Consider the following 15,850-nt stretch of genomic DNA (forward strand, 5'->3'; position numbering starts at 1 on the left):
TTTACGTAGCTAGTCTAGCAATCTCAGAGACAACCCAATTAGAAGCAACTAATCTTTTATAAGTTGCGGTAGAAAATGGGTCTGTTGAAGGAATAAATTCTTCATTTATCACTTGATAGACCTTCTGAAGATGGTTATTCGTAAGAGTAGAACCTTCTAATAGCTGTTCAGATTCATATAAGCGTTGAGGGTGAGTCGAACCACCACTTAAGGCCAATCGAACAGCTGTTAGCTTCCTCTTTTCATTTAGATTGAACGATCCTGCAACCGTTATGACGCTCGGTGTAAATGCCTCCCGGTGGCAGAGCTTCTTATAAAAAAAACGCTTCGTTTGATCTTCTGGCACAAGGACAGAGATAATAAGCGATTGATTGTTAGTTTTTATATAATCCGATAATGGCAAAGAATGTGTAGAGTTTCCGTCATACAGGGTGAGGAAGGCATCCATCGCTAGTAAAGCAGGAATCATATCTCCAAACCCATTAGCAATGTTTCCACCAATCGTCCCTCTGTTTCTGACAGCAGGTGCTGCAATATTTTTAGCAGCTTCGACAAGAAGAGGATGGAACAGGTTCTTATTTTGTCGGCAGAAATCCAAGGTAATCCCAGCTCCAAGACGAGTATAGGTTTGGCCATTTACTAGTTCCTCCCCCCAACCTTTCATCTCATTCATGTGATCCAAACTAATTAAATGCGAAGGACAATTGAGCCCTTTCGCCCAATGTGTCTGCATAAGAGTTCCACCTGCAATAAACGCTGCGTTCTCCCCGTACTTTTTCTTAAGATCCCAAGCCTCCTCAAGTGATGTAGGCATCCAAACACAGGTATCAATGAGTGAAGTTGTTCCTTGTCTAATCATCTCCATTCCCCTCCAATCACACGTTCATAATCTTCCTTTGTATCAATATCATAAAATTCTTGAGCATATGGGAACTCCACATATATTCCTTCTAATTCGTGAAAAAGCTTTCTCGCTCCAACATCTCCCTGTAGTTTCATTAGATTAGGAATAACGCGCGGTGAAAAGATTACTGGTGGTCTAGGTATTCCATCGTAACTAGCAGCTACGAAGTCTTTTTGGTCAGAATCATTGATATAGGTAGTTACTAATTCGTTAATGGTAGCCCTCGACAAATAGGGCTGGTCAGCTAGAAGGATCATCATTCCCTTTGGGTTCTCACTCATCGCTGCAAGTATTCCGCGTTTCAATGAATGTGCCTGCCCTCGCTCCGCATCATCGCATACCACATGAGTCCATTGACTTGAATAGGGGAAACAGAACAGTGAGGGATCAATCCAGTCGAGGGAGTCTTCTTTTTTTGTAACTACTAGGACATGCTCAAGTAGTGATGAGGATAATGCTGTTTGTAAGCTTGAGTTCCCAATAGTGAAAGTAGGGAGTGGAAGGGATAGCTTGTTAGTCCCCATTCGGCTACTCTTACCCGCAGCAAGATATATGGCGATGATTCCATTTTTCATGAAGAATTCCCTCTTTGCTTTTATTCCGGTGTTGAATTAACTCTGCAACGATACTAACAGCTATTTCCTCTGGTCCCTCTGCTCCTATGGATAAACCCACTGGGCTTTTTAAATGAATAGGTATTTCTTTCCCTTCCAGTAACCTCTGCGTCCTGTTTTTAGAACCAAGTACTCCTAGATACCTTAGTTCCTTGGCAAGCAGATAATCCAAATATTCTTTATCCCTCTGAAAATTATGGGAAACAATGATACTTGAGTCTGAAGGTTGGAACGAAATTTTTTCTAAGCTCTCTTTAGGGAAACCAATAATTAGTTGATCTGCCTTTGGAAACACTTCTTTATTACACAATGCAGGTCGCCAATCCGACACTAGTACGGAAAATCCAGTTTTAGAAGCTAGTTCTACTAAAGGAATTACATCCTCGCCCGCTCCGAAGATGATTAACCGTGGTTTTGGTTCAAATGTATGGATATATAGGTGAGAAGTTAACTCCGGGGAATACACTGTTCCGCTTTTTTGGGGCTTATGATGATAGTCTTTCATTAGTTTTTTAGCTAAGGAAAGATTTTCACCTGACCATTTTCCAAAAATCATCCCTTCATCGGTCATAAATAAATAAGAGGATAAAGATAAATTTTCATTTAATTGTTTGATCATCGTCACTCTATTTCCAAGCTTCAGATGACTTTTTAAAATCGCTAAATGTTCAAGGAACTGGTCATCAACCGGTTCTAGTAAAACGGTAATGATTCCATTACAGCCTGCTCCTTGCCCCCATGTAAGATCGTCTTCTGCCTGCATATGATAGACAAAGGTTTGGGACTCACTGGTTCCAAACAAAGCTTCCACTCGAGACTCCAGATCCGTTTCTAGACAGCCAACACTAAGGATGCCCGTTCTTGAGCCATCTTTATGGAACAACATGGATGTTCCTTCTTTTCTATAGGCGGAGCCCTCCACTTGGATGATCGTTGCAAGAACACCCTCATTAGAAGCTGAAATCGACTGTAGTATTTCATGGATCGTTTCCATCTCTTGCTCCTCCTTTGATTTCCCGATAACTCAGTGTATTTATCGAATCATATCAAATCCAAACAGGTTAATGTATATATTTGTAAGTTAATCTAACATGGAAAGTGAAAGTCGGTCAAAATAAAACAAACCAGGCCCTTTAGGGAACTGGTTTGTCAAAGTATCGCTATGCTATTTTATGGGAGTGCTACAAAGCATATAAAACGTGCGGCTCTGAGGTCAATGTCTTAGTAGGTCTCGTTTTTAACTTCTGAAACTGTTCCTATCTGAATGAACCCTTTATTTGGACTCATTGATTGGTTATGAGCTCCATGCTGTCTTAATCCGCCTCTCATTCGGACAAAACCGACCGTTTCCATGACCACTCATGTCTGTTGCGACCGCACTAGTTAGCCCTCTTATTGAATTCTGTTTTATAAGCTACTTCCCCGTTCTTATTCATCGATTTCCTCATATTAAAATAAATATAAACTGCCATACCTGCTAATATATAGAACGATCCGTAAAAATATAGTTGGCTAAATGAAAGCCCTGATGCCAGCAGTCCAACGATATAGGATCCAAAGCCAATCCCCATATCAAATACAGATAAAAAGGTTGCCGTTGCCATCGCTCTCCGTTTTGGTGGTGCCGATTGTATCGCAATGGTTTGGAAGGTCGGGAACAATGTACCCCAGCCTAATCCAATAAAAGCAGCCGCTAGTAAAAAAATGAAGCTTGAGTTTGCTTGACTTAGTACAAACATCCCAATGGCGAATAAGACAATGCCAGGAAACACAATAATGTTGGCTCCAAATTGATCAAACCATCTACCTGTAAATGGTCGGGAAACCAAAAGGACACAGGCATAAACAACAAAGAAAAAGCTTGCGACATGACCTAAATGAACCTCACTTGCATAAACAGAGATAAATGAAATAATCGAAGAATACACTATCGCAAAGAATGCCCCTGTAATGGCAATGGGCAATGCTGTTTTTTCAAAAAGAGAACCTGTTGTAAACTTCGTCTTTTCCTTAGAAGGTTCAACCCCTATTAGTTCTTTCGTTTTTGTCAGTGAGAAGCCTGCTACAAGCCCTCCAAAAGATGCACCCAAGGCAATGATTAGCATGACTGCAATGCCGCCACTTTGCATGGAAGTTAGTCCGAGGTAAGGACCAATGACCATTGCTAGTGCTGAGGATAAGATAAAGTATCCCATTCCTTCGCCTCTTCTTTTTTCAGGGATAATATCAGCTACAATCGAACCAGCAGCAGTCGTTGCCATACCAAAGCTTACTCCATGAATAAGCCTAACGATGAGCAATTGAGAAACGCTATGTGAAAAGAAATAGAGAAGAGTGGTAGATAGAAATAATAGTAATGAGGTAATTAATATGATTCTTCCTCCATATTTTTCAATCAGCTTTCCTGAGAAGGGGCGTATGATGATAGCCGCAAGAAGAAAAGTAGTAGTAAGTAAACCCGCAGAGGATTTGGATGCGCCTAAGTCATTAACGACATATACTGGCAACGTTACTAAGAGAAAATAGAAGCTCATAAATAAAAAGAAATTACTGGTTGAAACGGCAATAAAGTTTCTCGACCATAATTTTGTTTGTGTAGTATCATCCAAGTTGTTCACAGCTCCCTTATAATTTCCTAAGCCATTCTGACACAATCATTTGAAGTTCCTTTTGATGATTTTCAGAAAGACTAGTACTAATTTGATTATTTACGTCCATAACGGCTTTTTCCCAAACCGGATAATTTGTTAGTGCCTTATTGGTTAAGGCAATGTATCTTTTTCTTTTGTCTTGCCCTTCTGTCTGCTCTATAAGCCCAAGCTTTTGAAGCTTCTGAATGGTTCTCGTCATTGGTGGAGCTTCGATCGCCAAATAACTGCACAGCTCTTTTTGTGTCATAGATCCCTTTTCCTTAAGTATGAATAAAACTGACCACTGAGAGCTATAAATCTCATACGGTTCTAGCGCAGCATTTAACCTTTTGGTCAGATTCCTTGAAAGTTGGTGGATGCTATGAAACAAATGGTGTTTTTCTTCCATACATTTATCTCTCCTTACCTATCATCATACTAATATATCATATATTAGTTACCTAGGTAAGTAATTTATCATAAAATAGGCACTTCGTTTAAACGAAATGCCTTTGATATTCACAAATTTTTATTCCAAGTGACTCTCTCGTGTTCGGTTTCTTTTAACTTTTTAATGGTATAATCACCTTAATAATGGAAATTTACAATTAAGAAATTTTTATAAAAACGGGGGATGAAACGATTGGTTCCAATCATTCAAGTAAGAGGAATACAAAAACAATTTGATGCTCGGACGGTCTTACATGATGTTTCTTTCACGGTTAATCAAGGTGATATTGTCGGGTTGTTAGGACCAAATGGGAGTGGAAAGACAACGATTATTCGATTGTTAAATGGTGTCATTGAACCCACCGCAGGACAGATGCGGATAAACCATTGGGATCCACATACAGAAGGCCATAAAATTCGTAAAATCAGTGGGATACTGACCGATGGAGCAGGGCTGTATCATGAAATGACTGGTGTTGATAATCTTAGATTCTTTGGGAAACTTTACGGAGTAAATGATGAGAATAGGATTCAACAATTACTTACGGATTTTCAACTAGCTGACCATCAACAGAAAAAAGTGGGTACCTACAGCACAGGTATGAAACGCAGATTAGGAATTATTAAAGCTATCTTACATAACCCAACCATCCTCTTCTTAGATGAACCAACGAATGGGTTGGACCCAGAAGGTATACATATGGTGTTAGAGAATATCTATACCTTAAATAAGCAATATGGAACGACTATTTTCCTCTGCTCACACATTCTACACCAAATTGAAAGCGTTTGTACCCAATACTTGTTTTTGGATCGAGGGACTATTATTGAGTCTGGGACAAAATCGGAATTAGAAAAGAAATATATCAAAGAAATTTCCGTGAAAATTGAAACGAATGCCGTTGTAAAAGAACTAAATCCTCTATACAAAGTCGCTAAACAAGACGGCTCTTTTGTCACTTTTACCCTACAAACGAAAGACGAACTACCGGGATTACTAGAAGACATATTAAGGAAACAGTACTGGATTCATCATGTAGAAATCCAAAATAGAGATTTAGAAAGTTTATATTTTCAGATTAGAGGTGAGAGAAATGAAGATAAATAAAAATATTGTCTGGACCATTGCTATGAAGGATATTAAGGGAATAACTAGCAATAAGCAAGTTTTAATCGGACTGATCATACTCCCTCTGATTTTTGCTGTCATCTTTCCTACAGTATTTATTTTACTTTTAAATTTCGTTCCACTCACCTCTACTGAAGTAGAAACGATGACAAACACAATCCTATCCGCTCTTCCAAATGGAGATAGTAAGGATACGATAAACCAGTTACCCTCATTTAATCATCAAATGATCTATGTAGTGGTAAATTATTTGTTAGGTTCAATGTTTCTCCTTATTCCAGTCATTAATTCCATGATGATCGCCCTTAATAGTTTTGTTGGTGAAAAGGAAAGAGGGACATTAGAAAGCCTATTGTTTGCACCAATCACTGTAAAGGAATTATTTATTGGAAAGGTACTCTCTGCATTTGTACCAACCATGGTTTTAACGGTTGGTAGCTTTGTCATTTTTGGTGTCATTACGACTGCCATAACGTATCCCATCTTTAACGGTTTTATTTTTCCAAATACCAATTGGCTCTTGCTTGTATTTTGGTTATCTCCAATCCTTACCCTATTTACCATCTTAATTGAGGTATTAGTGTCAGCCAGGTCAAAAAGCTTCCAGGAAGCCCAACAAATCGGTGGACTTGTCATCCTTCCGATTGTAGGATTATTTGTAGGGCAAGCTACCGGTATGTTGATTATCAGTCCAATCATCCTTCTGCTGGTTGGAATGTTCTTATTGATGATAAACGTTCTGCTGATCTTCTTAATATCCAAATATAATAACCGCAACACTTTGTTCGAAAGCCAAGTGTAATTGAAAAGAAATGGTATAAACTATTTGAAAATAGGGACAATATCCTTGGGAATATTAAATATTGAAATGAGGGATTGTTCATGAAAGAAGTATTGCAGCATGTTAAGGATGTATTGGAGAGAACATTCGACCACCCGGAGTCTTCTGAATTAGATCAGTGCATTGTGGAGCTTCAACAAGCTCTTGAAACCTCCGGAGATAAAGAGAATATGATTGAAGATGTGATCCGTTCCATCGAACATGCAAGAAATGCTCAAGTGGAATTAAAGGTTGCAGGCGATACGTCATCCACCAATGCATTTGGTGAAGCATACCGTGCAATCGACCAGGCGATTGAATCATTTAGCTAAGTTACTTATAACAAAGTAAACCTCTTAAAGTGGATCCCACTTTAAGAGGTTTTTCTTTACTCAATTACCCCGGTTTCAGTGATTAATACCTTGCTTGACACATGAAAGGTGGCATTTTGATATACTTCATTCCATTTTTCTTCGTCAAAATTTCTTGTTTGAGTTCTTGCATGCATGCCGACTCCAACCGGATCAATATGCTGATCACGGAAGCGTTCTAGTAGTTCCTTTGTTTTCTTATTAATATCTTGTTCAAATGCTACCCTTGCTTTATCAATAATTTTCGGGTCGAGTTTCTTACCTGTGTACTCCCTGATATGTGCCTCCAATTGAATAAGTACGTTGACCTTTGGTTGAGTCATAGCCTTATTGACATCAAACTGTCTTTTCATTGTGATATTATATGTCGTTACCAAATGATCCCCAACATTATAGGTATACGCTCCATTTCTAAAGTTCTCCATTAGTGCTTTAAAGAAAAACATATCTTTATCATTTAAATAATCTATTGCTTTATCTTTATCAAATAACGCAACTCCTTCTACCTTGACTTTATTCCCTTCTAATTTAAGATAAGGAAGAAAAGGATCCCTCACCCTTGAATAATAGGAGTACATAAAGAGATGTAAGTTCGATCGTGGCAATTCCCGATGCCTCATATTATGTTCAATTAATGTATTCAAATGGGTCCCTGTTCCGAGATTTCCGATGTTTTTTTTCAAGATCTCATCTGCGGTTCCATCAACAACAGCCAAGAATAATCTTGCACCAATTCTTGCATCACGTTCAAAGGTATCAGTGATCTCATATACCCCTTTTTCTGCTAAATCTTGTCCAAACAGGACCACTTCAATGGCACCATTTTCTAAAGGATCTGCTGACTTCATTTGTATTTGCCTATTAATTTCCTTGCTTACTTTCGCTTCAGCGATAAAAGTTTCACTTGAAATACTTTGGTCAGCTTTGTAAACAGGAATCACAACGGTTCCCTTTACTTTCCCCTCCTCCTTAGCATCATAACCAACTGCACTAATGATATTGATATCATCAATGATTTTCTGCTCCACACACCCTGTCAAAAAAAAGTTCAATAATAAAAAAATGAATAGATATTTTCTCATGTGGATTTCCTACCTTTAATCCGATAATAAACAGTACTAAAAAGAAAAAGAAAGGGAATATAACCATAAATTAAGAAAAATCCGATTTGTGCCGTATAGTTATTAAGCATATCAACTTGTTCCCTAGTTCTTAAAGTACAACTAACTACACAAACAAATATTAATAACAAAACCACCATAGGTCGTTGTTTTTTATTCAATATCCGTTTCAATCCACGACTCGCAGCCCATATCGCTAGACAAATATTAGGAAGAATAACGAACAACCAGGAAGAAATAGCGACGTATTCAACCCTCTCAACAAAGGGAAGCTCGACAATTTTCAGCATAGTTAAGGTTGCCCAAATGTTTCTCATTAACTGTTCCTCTGAAAAATAGGCGGTACTTACAACCATAACAGCCAAATAGACAAAAATTGTACTTGCTGACCCTAAATGTGCCCATTTCTGAGATTTTCTAGCTTCCTTCAAAAAGGGGTAATAAAATAACAATGTCTCGAAGCCCAATATACTTAAAGTCACTTGCTTGGTAGACTGCAAAATTTCTAAAATAGAGTGGTCAAAAATAGGGAGTAGATTCTCAAAAAATGAATATTTCAATGGGTAGAACAATGAAAACAATAAATAAGCCGGAAGAATGACTCCTAAAACGGCCATCCCAGTAACCGTCCGAAGTCCCCCGTTTACTACGTAAAATACAATAATTAAAATGGAAGCTGAGAAAAGGGAAATTCGTATCCCAGGAAATATCCAGACCTGAACCACTTCAATATATGTCCTTAGAATAGTGATCGATAGTAAAGATAGATACATTATTAATAAAAGAGAAAGTGCTGCTCCTATCCACTTCCCAAATAAAATTTTATGGACATCTGTTATATCTCCCTCCTGCTTATCCAGGATTTTATACGTCATCCAAATGATAACGTGAACTCCAATGCCAGCGAATAGAATGGAGATCCACGCATCATTTCCAGCAGCCTTTGTGAGCAGTCGCTGAAATCCTAAAATACCAACTCCAATTTGTATGGCTTGAACAAGATAAAAAGCAAAGAACGGAGAAACCTTTAATCGTTCAGGGATTCTAGTCACAAAGGAACAACTCCTTGTAGCAAGCTATTCATCAATATCTCGATGAATTCTTTTGTCTTTGGGCTTAAAGCGGACTTTATCATCAGGTTGATTATGAACAGGTCTTCGACTTAATTTCGAAAAAGGCATTCGAATGAACGTATCCTTTAAATCTCTAACCCTCGTCGGATAAAATGGCTCTAAATACGGTCTCCCCAAAGAAGTTAACTGCAACATATGTGCGGCAAGAACGGAAAAGGCAAGAACAATTCCTACCATTCCCCAGGCATGCGCGAATAATAAAAATGGAAACCGAAGGATACGAATCGTGTTACCAAATTGATAAGTAGGAGTGGTGAACGATGCTAATGCTGCTAACGCCACCATAATAAGTAAAACATTACTCGTGAGGCCCGCTTCCACTGACGCGGTTCCGATAACAATCCCACCAACGATACCGATTGTTTGTCCAACCTTCGTTGGCAATCTTGCTCCCGCCTCCCTTAATAACTCAATCGTTAACTCAAGAAATAAGGCTTCCAGAATAGGGGGTAATGGAATTACTCTTCTAGAGGTAATCAGCGTAGCCAATAGATCCTTTGGGATTAGTTCATAATGGTACGTTAGCGTTGCCACATAAATCGGTGTAATTAAAATAGAAAAGGCAATGGATGCCATACGAACAATCCGGATAAAAGACGCAGCATACCAATTTAATAGATAATCCTCAAAGGTTGAAATCGACTCGATAAAAGTCGTAGGACCAATTAATGCATGTGGAGAACGATCCACTAGAATAGCTAATTTCCCTTCTGCTAGGGCTGTTGCTGTTCTGTCTGGTCTTTCTGTATCTAGTATTTGTGGAAAAGGTGATCTTTGATTATCTGCAATAATTTGCGAGATATAGGCAGAGTCACCTATCGCATCAAAATCAATATCATCTAACCGTTGCTTTAACGTATTTACATTCTCTTTATCAGCTATGTCCTCGATGTATAATAAGGCCATTTCTGTATTTGATAAGTCACCAATCGTTATTTTTTCCACACGTAAATTTTCTATAGGGAGTCTTTTTCTTACAAGATATATATTCGTATCTAAAGATTCGATAAATGATTCCTTTGGACCAACTACACTAAACTCTACTTCTGGTGGAGCAATAGACCGTTTCTCATCCTTTTTTGCAGGAATGAGCACACCAAGGTGGGCTGACTCAGGAAAATAAATATAGACATAACCGAGAGGAAGCTTTTCGAGAAGATCTTTTGGTTGCGTGACATCAATGATCTCTTCAATAGGTACTTTTTCCTTCAGGTCTTTTACTTGTTGCATTTCCTGGATATAAGGGAGAATATCCTTATGAATTATCTCCGCGTTAACAATACTTGAGAAATAGGAGATAACGTAAGGAACATTTCCACGTTCCTTTTTATAGAACACAAAATCCGTTGATTTTTTTAAAGTTTCCAAAGCTTCTCTAATAGAGGAAGCCTGTGGATTTTCCTTTGATTTATTACTTCCTCTTCTTATCACGAATTCTCACCGAGCCTTCATAAATAAAAATTATGCTAGGGTTATTATTCATTAAGAGGGAAAAATTATACTTCTCTACAAAAAAAGACGTAGAGAACCATTCCTCTACGTCAGATCCTTTATTGTAAATTTCCAGACTTCGCTAGTAAATTCCAGCTTTCACCGTGATCGGTTGTTTGGTAAATGTCACTGTTAAAGCTAACAAATGTGATTTCATGCTCGTTTATTGGATTGATTGCCACATACATGACGGCATCTTCCTTCATCTCCGGCAATTCAATCTCCTCTTCTTGGTTATCGTTTAAGTTTCTACTAACCAACGAGGGCTGACCATTATATTCGCCATAAAGGAGATTATCCTTTGTAAAATAAACACTTGTTCCTTGGGTGCCATTTGTAAGTAACTCGAAGGTTTCTCCCTGGTCTTTAGATAGATAAATACCGTTTTCACCGGCTGCTGCCAAAATGTTTTTATCTGTTGGATGTACAGCCAATCCAATTAAGTCACCTTTTAAACCACTTGCAGCAACTTCCTTCCAATTGGCCCCGTCGTCTTCACTCACGTAAAAAGTATCCGCCTTCATCAGCGAGTTTTTATGTGGACTCAAGGCAAAAATCATATGATTGTTGTATCCAACGGCCATAAGATGAAAATCCACTTCTGCTTCAAAACCAAGACTTTTTAACGTTTGACCATAATCCTCACTTTTCATAATACCGATTGGATTGGGTAGCTTAGAATCTGTTCCTGGATGACCACTTGTATAAAATCCATTATCGGTCGCGTTAAATCCCATATAATCGTTATTTTCCTTCTTCGTTTTTAACCACGTTCCATCTTCGTACACTTTTAACCCATCGTGAGTGGCAAAAAAAGCAGCTCCCTGACCACCTACATAACCGATTCCGTGGATATGATCTATTTTTCCAGTGAATGGTTCAAAAAAGGCATGTGATGCTAGCGAGACTGAAGTCGAATCTTCCGTTCCTTCGTTGTTATCTTTGTCTGAAGGTTGGTTTTCCGTTTGATTGGTTGATTCCTGTGCCGGTGCCGCCTCTTCTTCTTGGCTACACGCCGTTAATGCAAAAAGAGTCATAGTCACCAGTAGTATAAATTTTTTCATCTAAAAAAGGTCCTCCTAACATTAATGTGAGCCATGTCCTCCGCTTCCTTCAGCTGGAGAAATCTCTAGCATGCTATCAATCATTCCTTGTGTATCCATTGAAACCTCATCAAGATTAGCTAAAATATAACCATGATTGTACGGTCCAACGGTTGGGTCATTCGTAAACTTTGGCTGAAGGGCTGCTAAATATTCATGGACCGCACTTGTGGCTTCCCCATCTTCCAGCCAAATAAGTGGCGCATGCTTTCCTAAATGGGCAAAAGGAGCTCCAGCAATGGCAAACTCAGGCTTAGCTGTTGTTGTAAAGGCAAATCCATGTCCTGGCTCTGTAACACCCCAGCCAAAACCTGTTTTCTCATCCTTAAACTTCGCAAATGCGATGGACGCTTCCACCGGGTTTTCCCCTTCAATACGAGTCACATTCCCATACTCTTTTAAGCTAGTAACAACACCCTCAGAAATAACTTCTTCTGGTGCTAGCACATAGATATTGGCCTTATTTCCCCTTGATTTTAATGCTTCAACCGTTGCCTTCGGGATGTCATCCTTTGAAACAAATAAAATCGGTTCAGGCATATGAGCAATCCAGTTAGAGGCAATCAGTGAGAATAGCTTGGCCTCGTCTTCAAGCGAAACAATGATCACACTTTGTGGTAACTCACCAGCTGTCTCCGCATACTTCTTATCAACTGCTAGAGCAAATTCAGCTGCATCTTTACCCGTGATTTGCTCCACTTTATAATCTTGTAATGAACCAAGAACCTTCTCCGTCGCATCCCCCATAACCATTACTTCTGTTCCATTTGCGTTTCCAGTTGGGTTAAGTCGATTTATTTCATTTAACGTTTCTTCCGAAAGCTCTTGATTGTAAAATAGTACAGGACCGTTATTCGGGTGATGAATTAAATCTGCTCCAGCAAGAGCGATTTGCCATTGATCCGCAGGTGCTAAAATAACGGTGCCAGGTCGATTATCACTCCCCGTTGCTGGCCATATGGTTTGCGAAACCATAATCGCTGCATCATTCAATGTATCAGCATGGAGTCGCGTTACATTTTTTGTACTAGCTACTAGCAGCTCGCTAGAAACATCCCCATTTGTTTCGCTAGCCTCCGTATGCTCCCCATGCTCATTTTCTGCATCCTTACCTTCTTCTCCATTCGACGTACAAGCAGCTAAAAATGTTAACAACAAAATAGATATAGCACTCACAAACAGCTTTTTCATCTAGAAGCACTCCTTTTTCTACAATATCATAGTGAAAACATAGTTTCACTTTACCAACACTTTGTGCAGATTTTATGCATAAAGTTTGATTCTTTTTTGTCACCTGCTAGTATTGCCTAATTTTTCTCGCCCATAATTAAGATTTCCATAGTGATTTCGATTACTATAGAAGTATTAAAGGAAAAGGAGATTTCCCTTTGAAAAAGCTATCCATTAAATTAGGTGCCATTTTCTTTTTATGTATTCTCGGACTTGAATCGTTTATGTTCTTTTTTCTTCACAATGCTTTAGTAGAATCAAGGATACAAGAAGAGCTAAATGCCCTTCAAGCGCGTGGAAATTCACATCGCACCATTCTAGAAAACCATTTTACACCAGAAACCATTGCACATGTCGCTTTAATGGAGACAGAATCTACGACAGATGTTGTGGTAACGGGTACTGATTTACAGATTCTTGGATCTTCCAGTGCGAATGGACAGCTCTCAAATAACCTAATGCTACCGTTAAAAGAGATTCCAAGGGAAGGGGTCATTATCGAGAATGACTGGGAAACAGAACCCTTTATTTCTACTGTTAGTTCACTAGAAAATGAGGGGGAAACCATTGGTTACGTGTTTATGTATCAAGATACAGAAACGGTCCATTCCTTAATCAAAAGACTAAACCAACATTTCCTACTGGCTGGCTTCCTAACGGTTGCACTAACCTTATTTATTATCGCTCTGCTTTCAAAAGCAATCACTAAGCCACTTATCAATATGAAGGATGCTACCTTTCAAATTAGCCAAGGTAACTATTCAATTTCCTTACCTGAGACAGGTAAGGACGAGTTAGGCGACCTGGCAAAGTCAATTGAATCTCTCGCACATGATCTCACCTTCTTAACACAAGAGAGAAATGACTTTCTGGCAAGTATCTCGCATGAACTACGGACACCAATCACCTACATAAAAGGGTATACAGAAATCGTGTTAAAACGCGACCTTTCTGAGGAAGAAAGACGGAACTACCTAACTATTATCCTTGAAGAAACCAATCGCTTACATGACTTAATTAAGCAATTATTCGACTTAGCCAAAATGGACCAGAATTCTTTTTTGATTGAAAAAACCGAGGTCAATATGAAAGAGATTCTCGAAAAAGTGGAGATCAAACTAGCTCCTGCTTTTAAGGAGAAGCGAATGACTTTGGAAATCTCATGCCTAACAGATAGCTTCCTCATGGCTGACCCGGTTCGAATAGAACAGATTTTTTTAAACTTACTAGATAATTCGATAAAATATTCTTCACAAGGCGGAATCACCAGCGTGACTGTCGAACAAAGAAAAGGCCAGCTTTTTGTAACAATCCGTGATACCGGAAACGGGATACCTGAGGAAGATTTGCCGTATATCTTTAACCGCTTTTATCGAGTCGATAAATCTCGGACCCGCTTGTTAGGTGGGGCGGGTCTTGGACTTTCAATTGTGAAGGAACTTGTGAATAAACACGATGGAACGATTACGGTAAAAAGCAAAATACAAGAAGGAACAGAATTCCAAATGGTATTTAAGGGAGCGTGGAGTGATGAAAACAATTTTACTAGTGGACGATGAGCAAAGAATGCTGGATTTGTTACGCCTGTATTTGGAACCAAAAGGATACAAATGTGTTCCTTATACCTCTGCTGTATCTGCATTAGAATATTTATCATCCCATATGGTTGACCTCGTTCTTCTTGATATTATGATGCCGGAGATGGACGGTTGGACGTTATGTTTAGAAATTAGAAGCAAATGGGATATTCCGATTATCATGCTAACGGCACGAACGGATAAGACCGACGTCGTAAAGGGACTTGATAGTGGTGCGGATGACTATATCGCGAAGCCATTTGATGAGGATGAGTTACTCGCTAGAATCGGAGCCGTATTAAGAAGGCATAAATCGATGAGTCAACTGTTAACGTTTAAAGGGCTCGTATTAAATCTAGAATCCTTTGACCTCCATTTTGAAAAAACACCAATTCCATTAACACCAAAGGAATTTTCCATGATGGAGCTGTTTTTAACGAATCCTAATCGAGTATTTACTCGTGACCATTTAATCACCTCCATTTGGGGCCACGGGGTCGCAACGGAGGACCGAACCATTGACTCCCATGTTCGGAATTTACGAGAAAAATTAAGAAAAGCCCATTTCCCTGCAGATGAGCATTTACAAACGGTTTGGGGAGTAGGATATAAGTGGCAGGACGGACAATAAAAAGATGAATGAACTCCTTTTTATTTTGGGAAGCGTCATTGGGAATGTGCTCATTGCTGTAGCTGGTGTGATTCCGAGTGCCTTTTTAACGGCAGCTAATATCTCCATCCTAGGATTTGAGCTCGGGTTGGTTGTATCTATTATAGGAGAAGCACTTGGTGCCATCGTAAGCTTTTGGCTCTATCGAAAAGGATTTTCACGGCTGAAGGACAAGGTACAGGTAAAATGGAGATGGGTTCGACTCCTTCTTGATCGATTGTATCAAGCAAAAGGGTTTGAAGCTGTGGCCATTGTTCTCTTGCTTCGACTATTACCATTTGTCCCCTCTGGTTTTGTGACGTTAACGGCTGCTCTTGGCAAGATGAACATCGTAGCTTTTGCAACCGTGAGTACGATTGGAAAAATTCCTTCTTTGTATTTGGAAGCTTATTCGGTTCATCATGTGATGGGGTTTGATTCAAAAGTTCAGTTAATCTTAGCTGTGGCTGTTATTTTCGTTATAGTTATTTATTTTTTCGTGAAGAAGCGTCCTCAAGATTAGTTTGAGGACGCTCTTTGCTATTGGAAAAAGACAATAGCGAAATGCTGGATCCATTGATGAAGGACGTTACCCGACTGATCCTTCATCCTAACATTCTTCATTCCC

At 39.1% G+C, this 15,850-nt stretch carries 16 protein-coding genes; 6 read left to right on the forward strand and 10 right to left on the reverse strand.

All coding sequences use genetic code 11. The annotated features are described in order from the left end of the window. Position 1: 1 nt before the first annotated feature. From BKO01S_RS16985 to BKO01S_RS17005, 5 genes are all read right to left on the reverse strand, one after another. The gene (locus BKO01S_RS16985) at positions 2-859 is read right to left on the reverse strand and encodes an FAD binding domain-containing protein (RefSeq protein ID WP_066056798.1); all 858 of its coding nucleotides are present in this window, start codon (positions 857-859) and stop codon (positions 2-4) included. Further along, on the reverse strand, positions 856-1,479 hold the full coding sequence (locus BKO01S_RS16990; protein WP_066056799.1) for a nucleotidyltransferase family protein: 624 nt from the start codon (positions 1,477-1,479) through the stop codon (positions 856-858). The genes BKO01S_RS16985 and BKO01S_RS16990 overlap by 4 nt, the downstream gene beginning before the upstream one ends. Further along, complete coding sequence (locus tag BKO01S_RS16995; protein WP_084362122.1) at positions 1,439-2,512, reverse strand: XdhC family protein; 1,074 nt, start codon at positions 2,510-2,512, stop codon at positions 1,439-1,441. Before BKO01S_RS16995 ends, BKO01S_RS16990 begins: the two co-directional genes overlap by 41 nt. Positions 2,513-2,897: 385 nt before the next feature. After that, positions 2,898-4,127, reverse strand: coding sequence for an MFS transporter (locus tag BKO01S_RS17000; RefSeq protein WP_066056841.1), 1,230 nt, complete (start codon positions 4,125-4,127; stop codon positions 2,898-2,900). A 16-nt stretch (positions 4,128-4,143) separates the two neighbouring features. After that, on the reverse strand, positions 4,144-4,557 hold the full coding sequence (locus BKO01S_RS17005) for a MarR family winged helix-turn-helix transcriptional regulator (protein ID WP_066056801.1): 414 nt from the start codon (positions 4,555-4,557) through the stop codon (positions 4,144-4,146). Between the two features lie 225 nt (positions 4,558-4,782). Between BKO01S_RS17005 and BKO01S_RS17010 the strand changes: the two genes are divergently transcribed. The 3 genes from BKO01S_RS17010 (at position 4,783) to BKO01S_RS17020 (ending at position 6,879) form a co-directional block, all read left to right on the forward strand. Further along, positions 4,783-5,706 carry an ABC transporter ATP-binding protein gene (locus BKO01S_RS17010; RefSeq protein ID WP_084362124.1) on the forward strand — a complete coding sequence of 308 codons (924 nt, stop codon included), beginning with the start codon at positions 4,783-4,785 and terminating at the stop codon, positions 5,704-5,706. Then, a complete protein-coding gene (locus BKO01S_RS17015; RefSeq protein ID WP_066056804.1) occupies positions 5,693-6,529 on the forward strand; it encodes an ABC transporter permease subunit in 837 nt (278 codons plus the stop codon). The genes BKO01S_RS17010 and BKO01S_RS17015 overlap by 14 nt, the downstream gene beginning before the upstream one ends. An 80-nt stretch (positions 6,530-6,609) precedes the next feature. After that, positions 6,610-6,879, forward strand: a complete 270-nt coding sequence (locus tag BKO01S_RS17020; RefSeq protein WP_066056808.1) for a hypothetical protein — start codon at positions 6,610-6,612, stop codon at positions 6,877-6,879. 56 nt (positions 6,880-6,935) lie between these two features. Here BKO01S_RS17020 and BKO01S_RS17025 read toward each other — a convergent pair whose 3' ends face one another. The 5 genes from BKO01S_RS17025 to BKO01S_RS17045 all read right to left on the reverse strand — a co-directional run bounded on the left by BKO01S_RS17025 (position 6,936) and on the right by BKO01S_RS17045 (position 12,957). Further along, a complete protein-coding gene (locus BKO01S_RS17025; RefSeq protein ID WP_066056811.1) occupies positions 6,936-8,000 on the reverse strand; it encodes a Ger(x)C family spore germination protein in 1,065 nt (354 codons plus the stop codon). Beyond that, positions 7,997-9,091: a GerAB/ArcD/ProY family transporter gene (locus BKO01S_RS17030; RefSeq protein WP_066056815.1), complete on the reverse strand. Its 1,095-nt coding sequence runs from the start codon at positions 9,089-9,091 to the stop codon at positions 7,997-7,999. Before BKO01S_RS17030 ends, BKO01S_RS17025 begins: the two co-directional genes overlap by 4 nt. A 24-nt stretch (positions 9,092-9,115) precedes the next feature. Continuing rightward, a complete protein-coding gene (locus tag BKO01S_RS17035) occupies positions 9,116-10,603 on the reverse strand; it encodes a spore germination protein (RefSeq protein ID WP_084362125.1) in 1,488 nt (495 codons plus the stop codon). Positions 10,604-10,722: 119 nt separating this feature from the next. After that, a complete protein-coding gene (locus tag BKO01S_RS17040; RefSeq protein WP_066056820.1) occupies positions 10,723-11,727 on the reverse strand; it encodes a F510_1955 family glycosylhydrolase in 1,005 nt (334 codons plus the stop codon). A 21-nt stretch (positions 11,728-11,748) separates the two neighbouring features. Continuing rightward, positions 11,749-12,957: an ArsR family transcriptional regulator gene (locus tag BKO01S_RS17045; protein WP_066056823.1), complete on the reverse strand. Its 1,209-nt coding sequence runs from the start codon at positions 12,955-12,957 to the stop codon at positions 11,749-11,751. Positions 12,958-13,154: 197 nt separating this feature from the next. Here BKO01S_RS17045 and BKO01S_RS17050 point away from each other — a divergent pair, with 197 nt between their 5' ends. Genes BKO01S_RS17050 through BKO01S_RS17060 form a run of 3 tightly spaced genes read left to right on the forward strand, consistent with a single transcriptional unit; the run spans position 13,155 to position 15,745 of the window. Continuing rightward, positions 13,155-14,555: a sensor histidine kinase gene (locus tag BKO01S_RS17050; RefSeq protein ID WP_066056827.1), complete on the forward strand. Its 1,401-nt coding sequence runs from the start codon at positions 13,155-13,157 to the stop codon at positions 14,553-14,555. Next, positions 14,527-15,204: a response regulator transcription factor gene (locus tag BKO01S_RS17055; protein WP_066056830.1), complete on the forward strand. Its 678-nt coding sequence runs from the start codon at positions 14,527-14,529 to the stop codon at positions 15,202-15,204. Before BKO01S_RS17050 ends, BKO01S_RS17055 begins: the two co-directional genes overlap by 29 nt. A 4-nt stretch (positions 15,205-15,208) precedes the next feature. Next, positions 15,209-15,745 carry a TVP38/TMEM64 family protein gene (locus BKO01S_RS17060; protein WP_066056832.1) on the forward strand — a complete coding sequence of 179 codons (537 nt, stop codon included), beginning with the start codon at positions 15,209-15,211 and terminating at the stop codon, positions 15,743-15,745. Positions 15,746-15,850: the final 105 nt, after the last annotated feature.

Origin of the sequence: Robertmurraya korlensis NBRC 107688, assembly GCF_001591645.1 — a bacterium.
Classification (GTDB): Bacteria; Bacillota; Bacilli; order Bacillales; family Cytobacillaceae; genus Robertmurraya_A.

Excerpts from the sequence above, each read along its gene's own strand:
- BKO01S_RS17060 (WP_066056832.1), top strand. The coding sequence starts at position 15,209 with ATGAATGAACTCCTTTTTATTTTGGGAAGCGTCATTGGGAATGTGCTC.
- BKO01S_RS17025 (WP_066056811.1), bottom strand. The coding sequence starts at position 8,000 with ATGAGAAAATATCTATTCATTTTTTTATTATTGAACTTTTTTTTGACA.
- BKO01S_RS17045 (WP_066056823.1), bottom strand. The coding sequence starts at position 12,957 with ATGAAAAAGCTGTTTGTGAGTGCTATATCTATTTTGTTGTTAACATTT.
- BKO01S_RS17040 (WP_066056820.1), bottom strand. The coding sequence starts at position 11,727 with ATGAAAAAATTTATACTACTGGTGACTATGACTCTTTTTGCATTAACG.
- BKO01S_RS17005 (WP_066056801.1), bottom strand. The coding sequence starts at position 4,557 with ATGGAAGAAAAACACCATTTGTTTCATAGCATCCACCAACTTTCAAGG.
- BKO01S_RS16985 (WP_066056798.1), bottom strand. The coding sequence starts at position 859 with ATGATTAGACAAGGAACAACTTCACTCATTGATACCTGTGTTTGGATG.
- BKO01S_RS17015 (WP_066056804.1), top strand. The coding sequence starts at position 5,693 with ATGAAGATAAATAAAAATATTGTCTGGACCATTGCTATGAAGGATATT.
- BKO01S_RS16990 (WP_066056799.1), bottom strand. The coding sequence starts at position 1,479 with ATGAAAAATGGAATCATCGCCATATATCTTGCTGCGGGTAAGAGTAGC.
- BKO01S_RS17020 (WP_066056808.1), top strand. The coding sequence starts at position 6,610 with ATGAAAGAAGTATTGCAGCATGTTAAGGATGTATTGGAGAGAACATTC.
- BKO01S_RS17055 (WP_066056830.1), top strand. The coding sequence starts at position 14,527 with ATGAAAACAATTTTACTAGTGGACGATGAGCAAAGAATGCTGGATTTG.
- BKO01S_RS17010 (WP_084362124.1), top strand. The coding sequence starts at position 4,783 with ATGAAACGATTGGTTCCAATCATTCAAGTAAGAGGAATACAAAAACAA.
- BKO01S_RS16995 (WP_084362122.1), bottom strand. The coding sequence starts at position 2,512 with ATGGAAACGATCCATGAAATACTACAGTCGATTTCAGCTTCTAATGAG.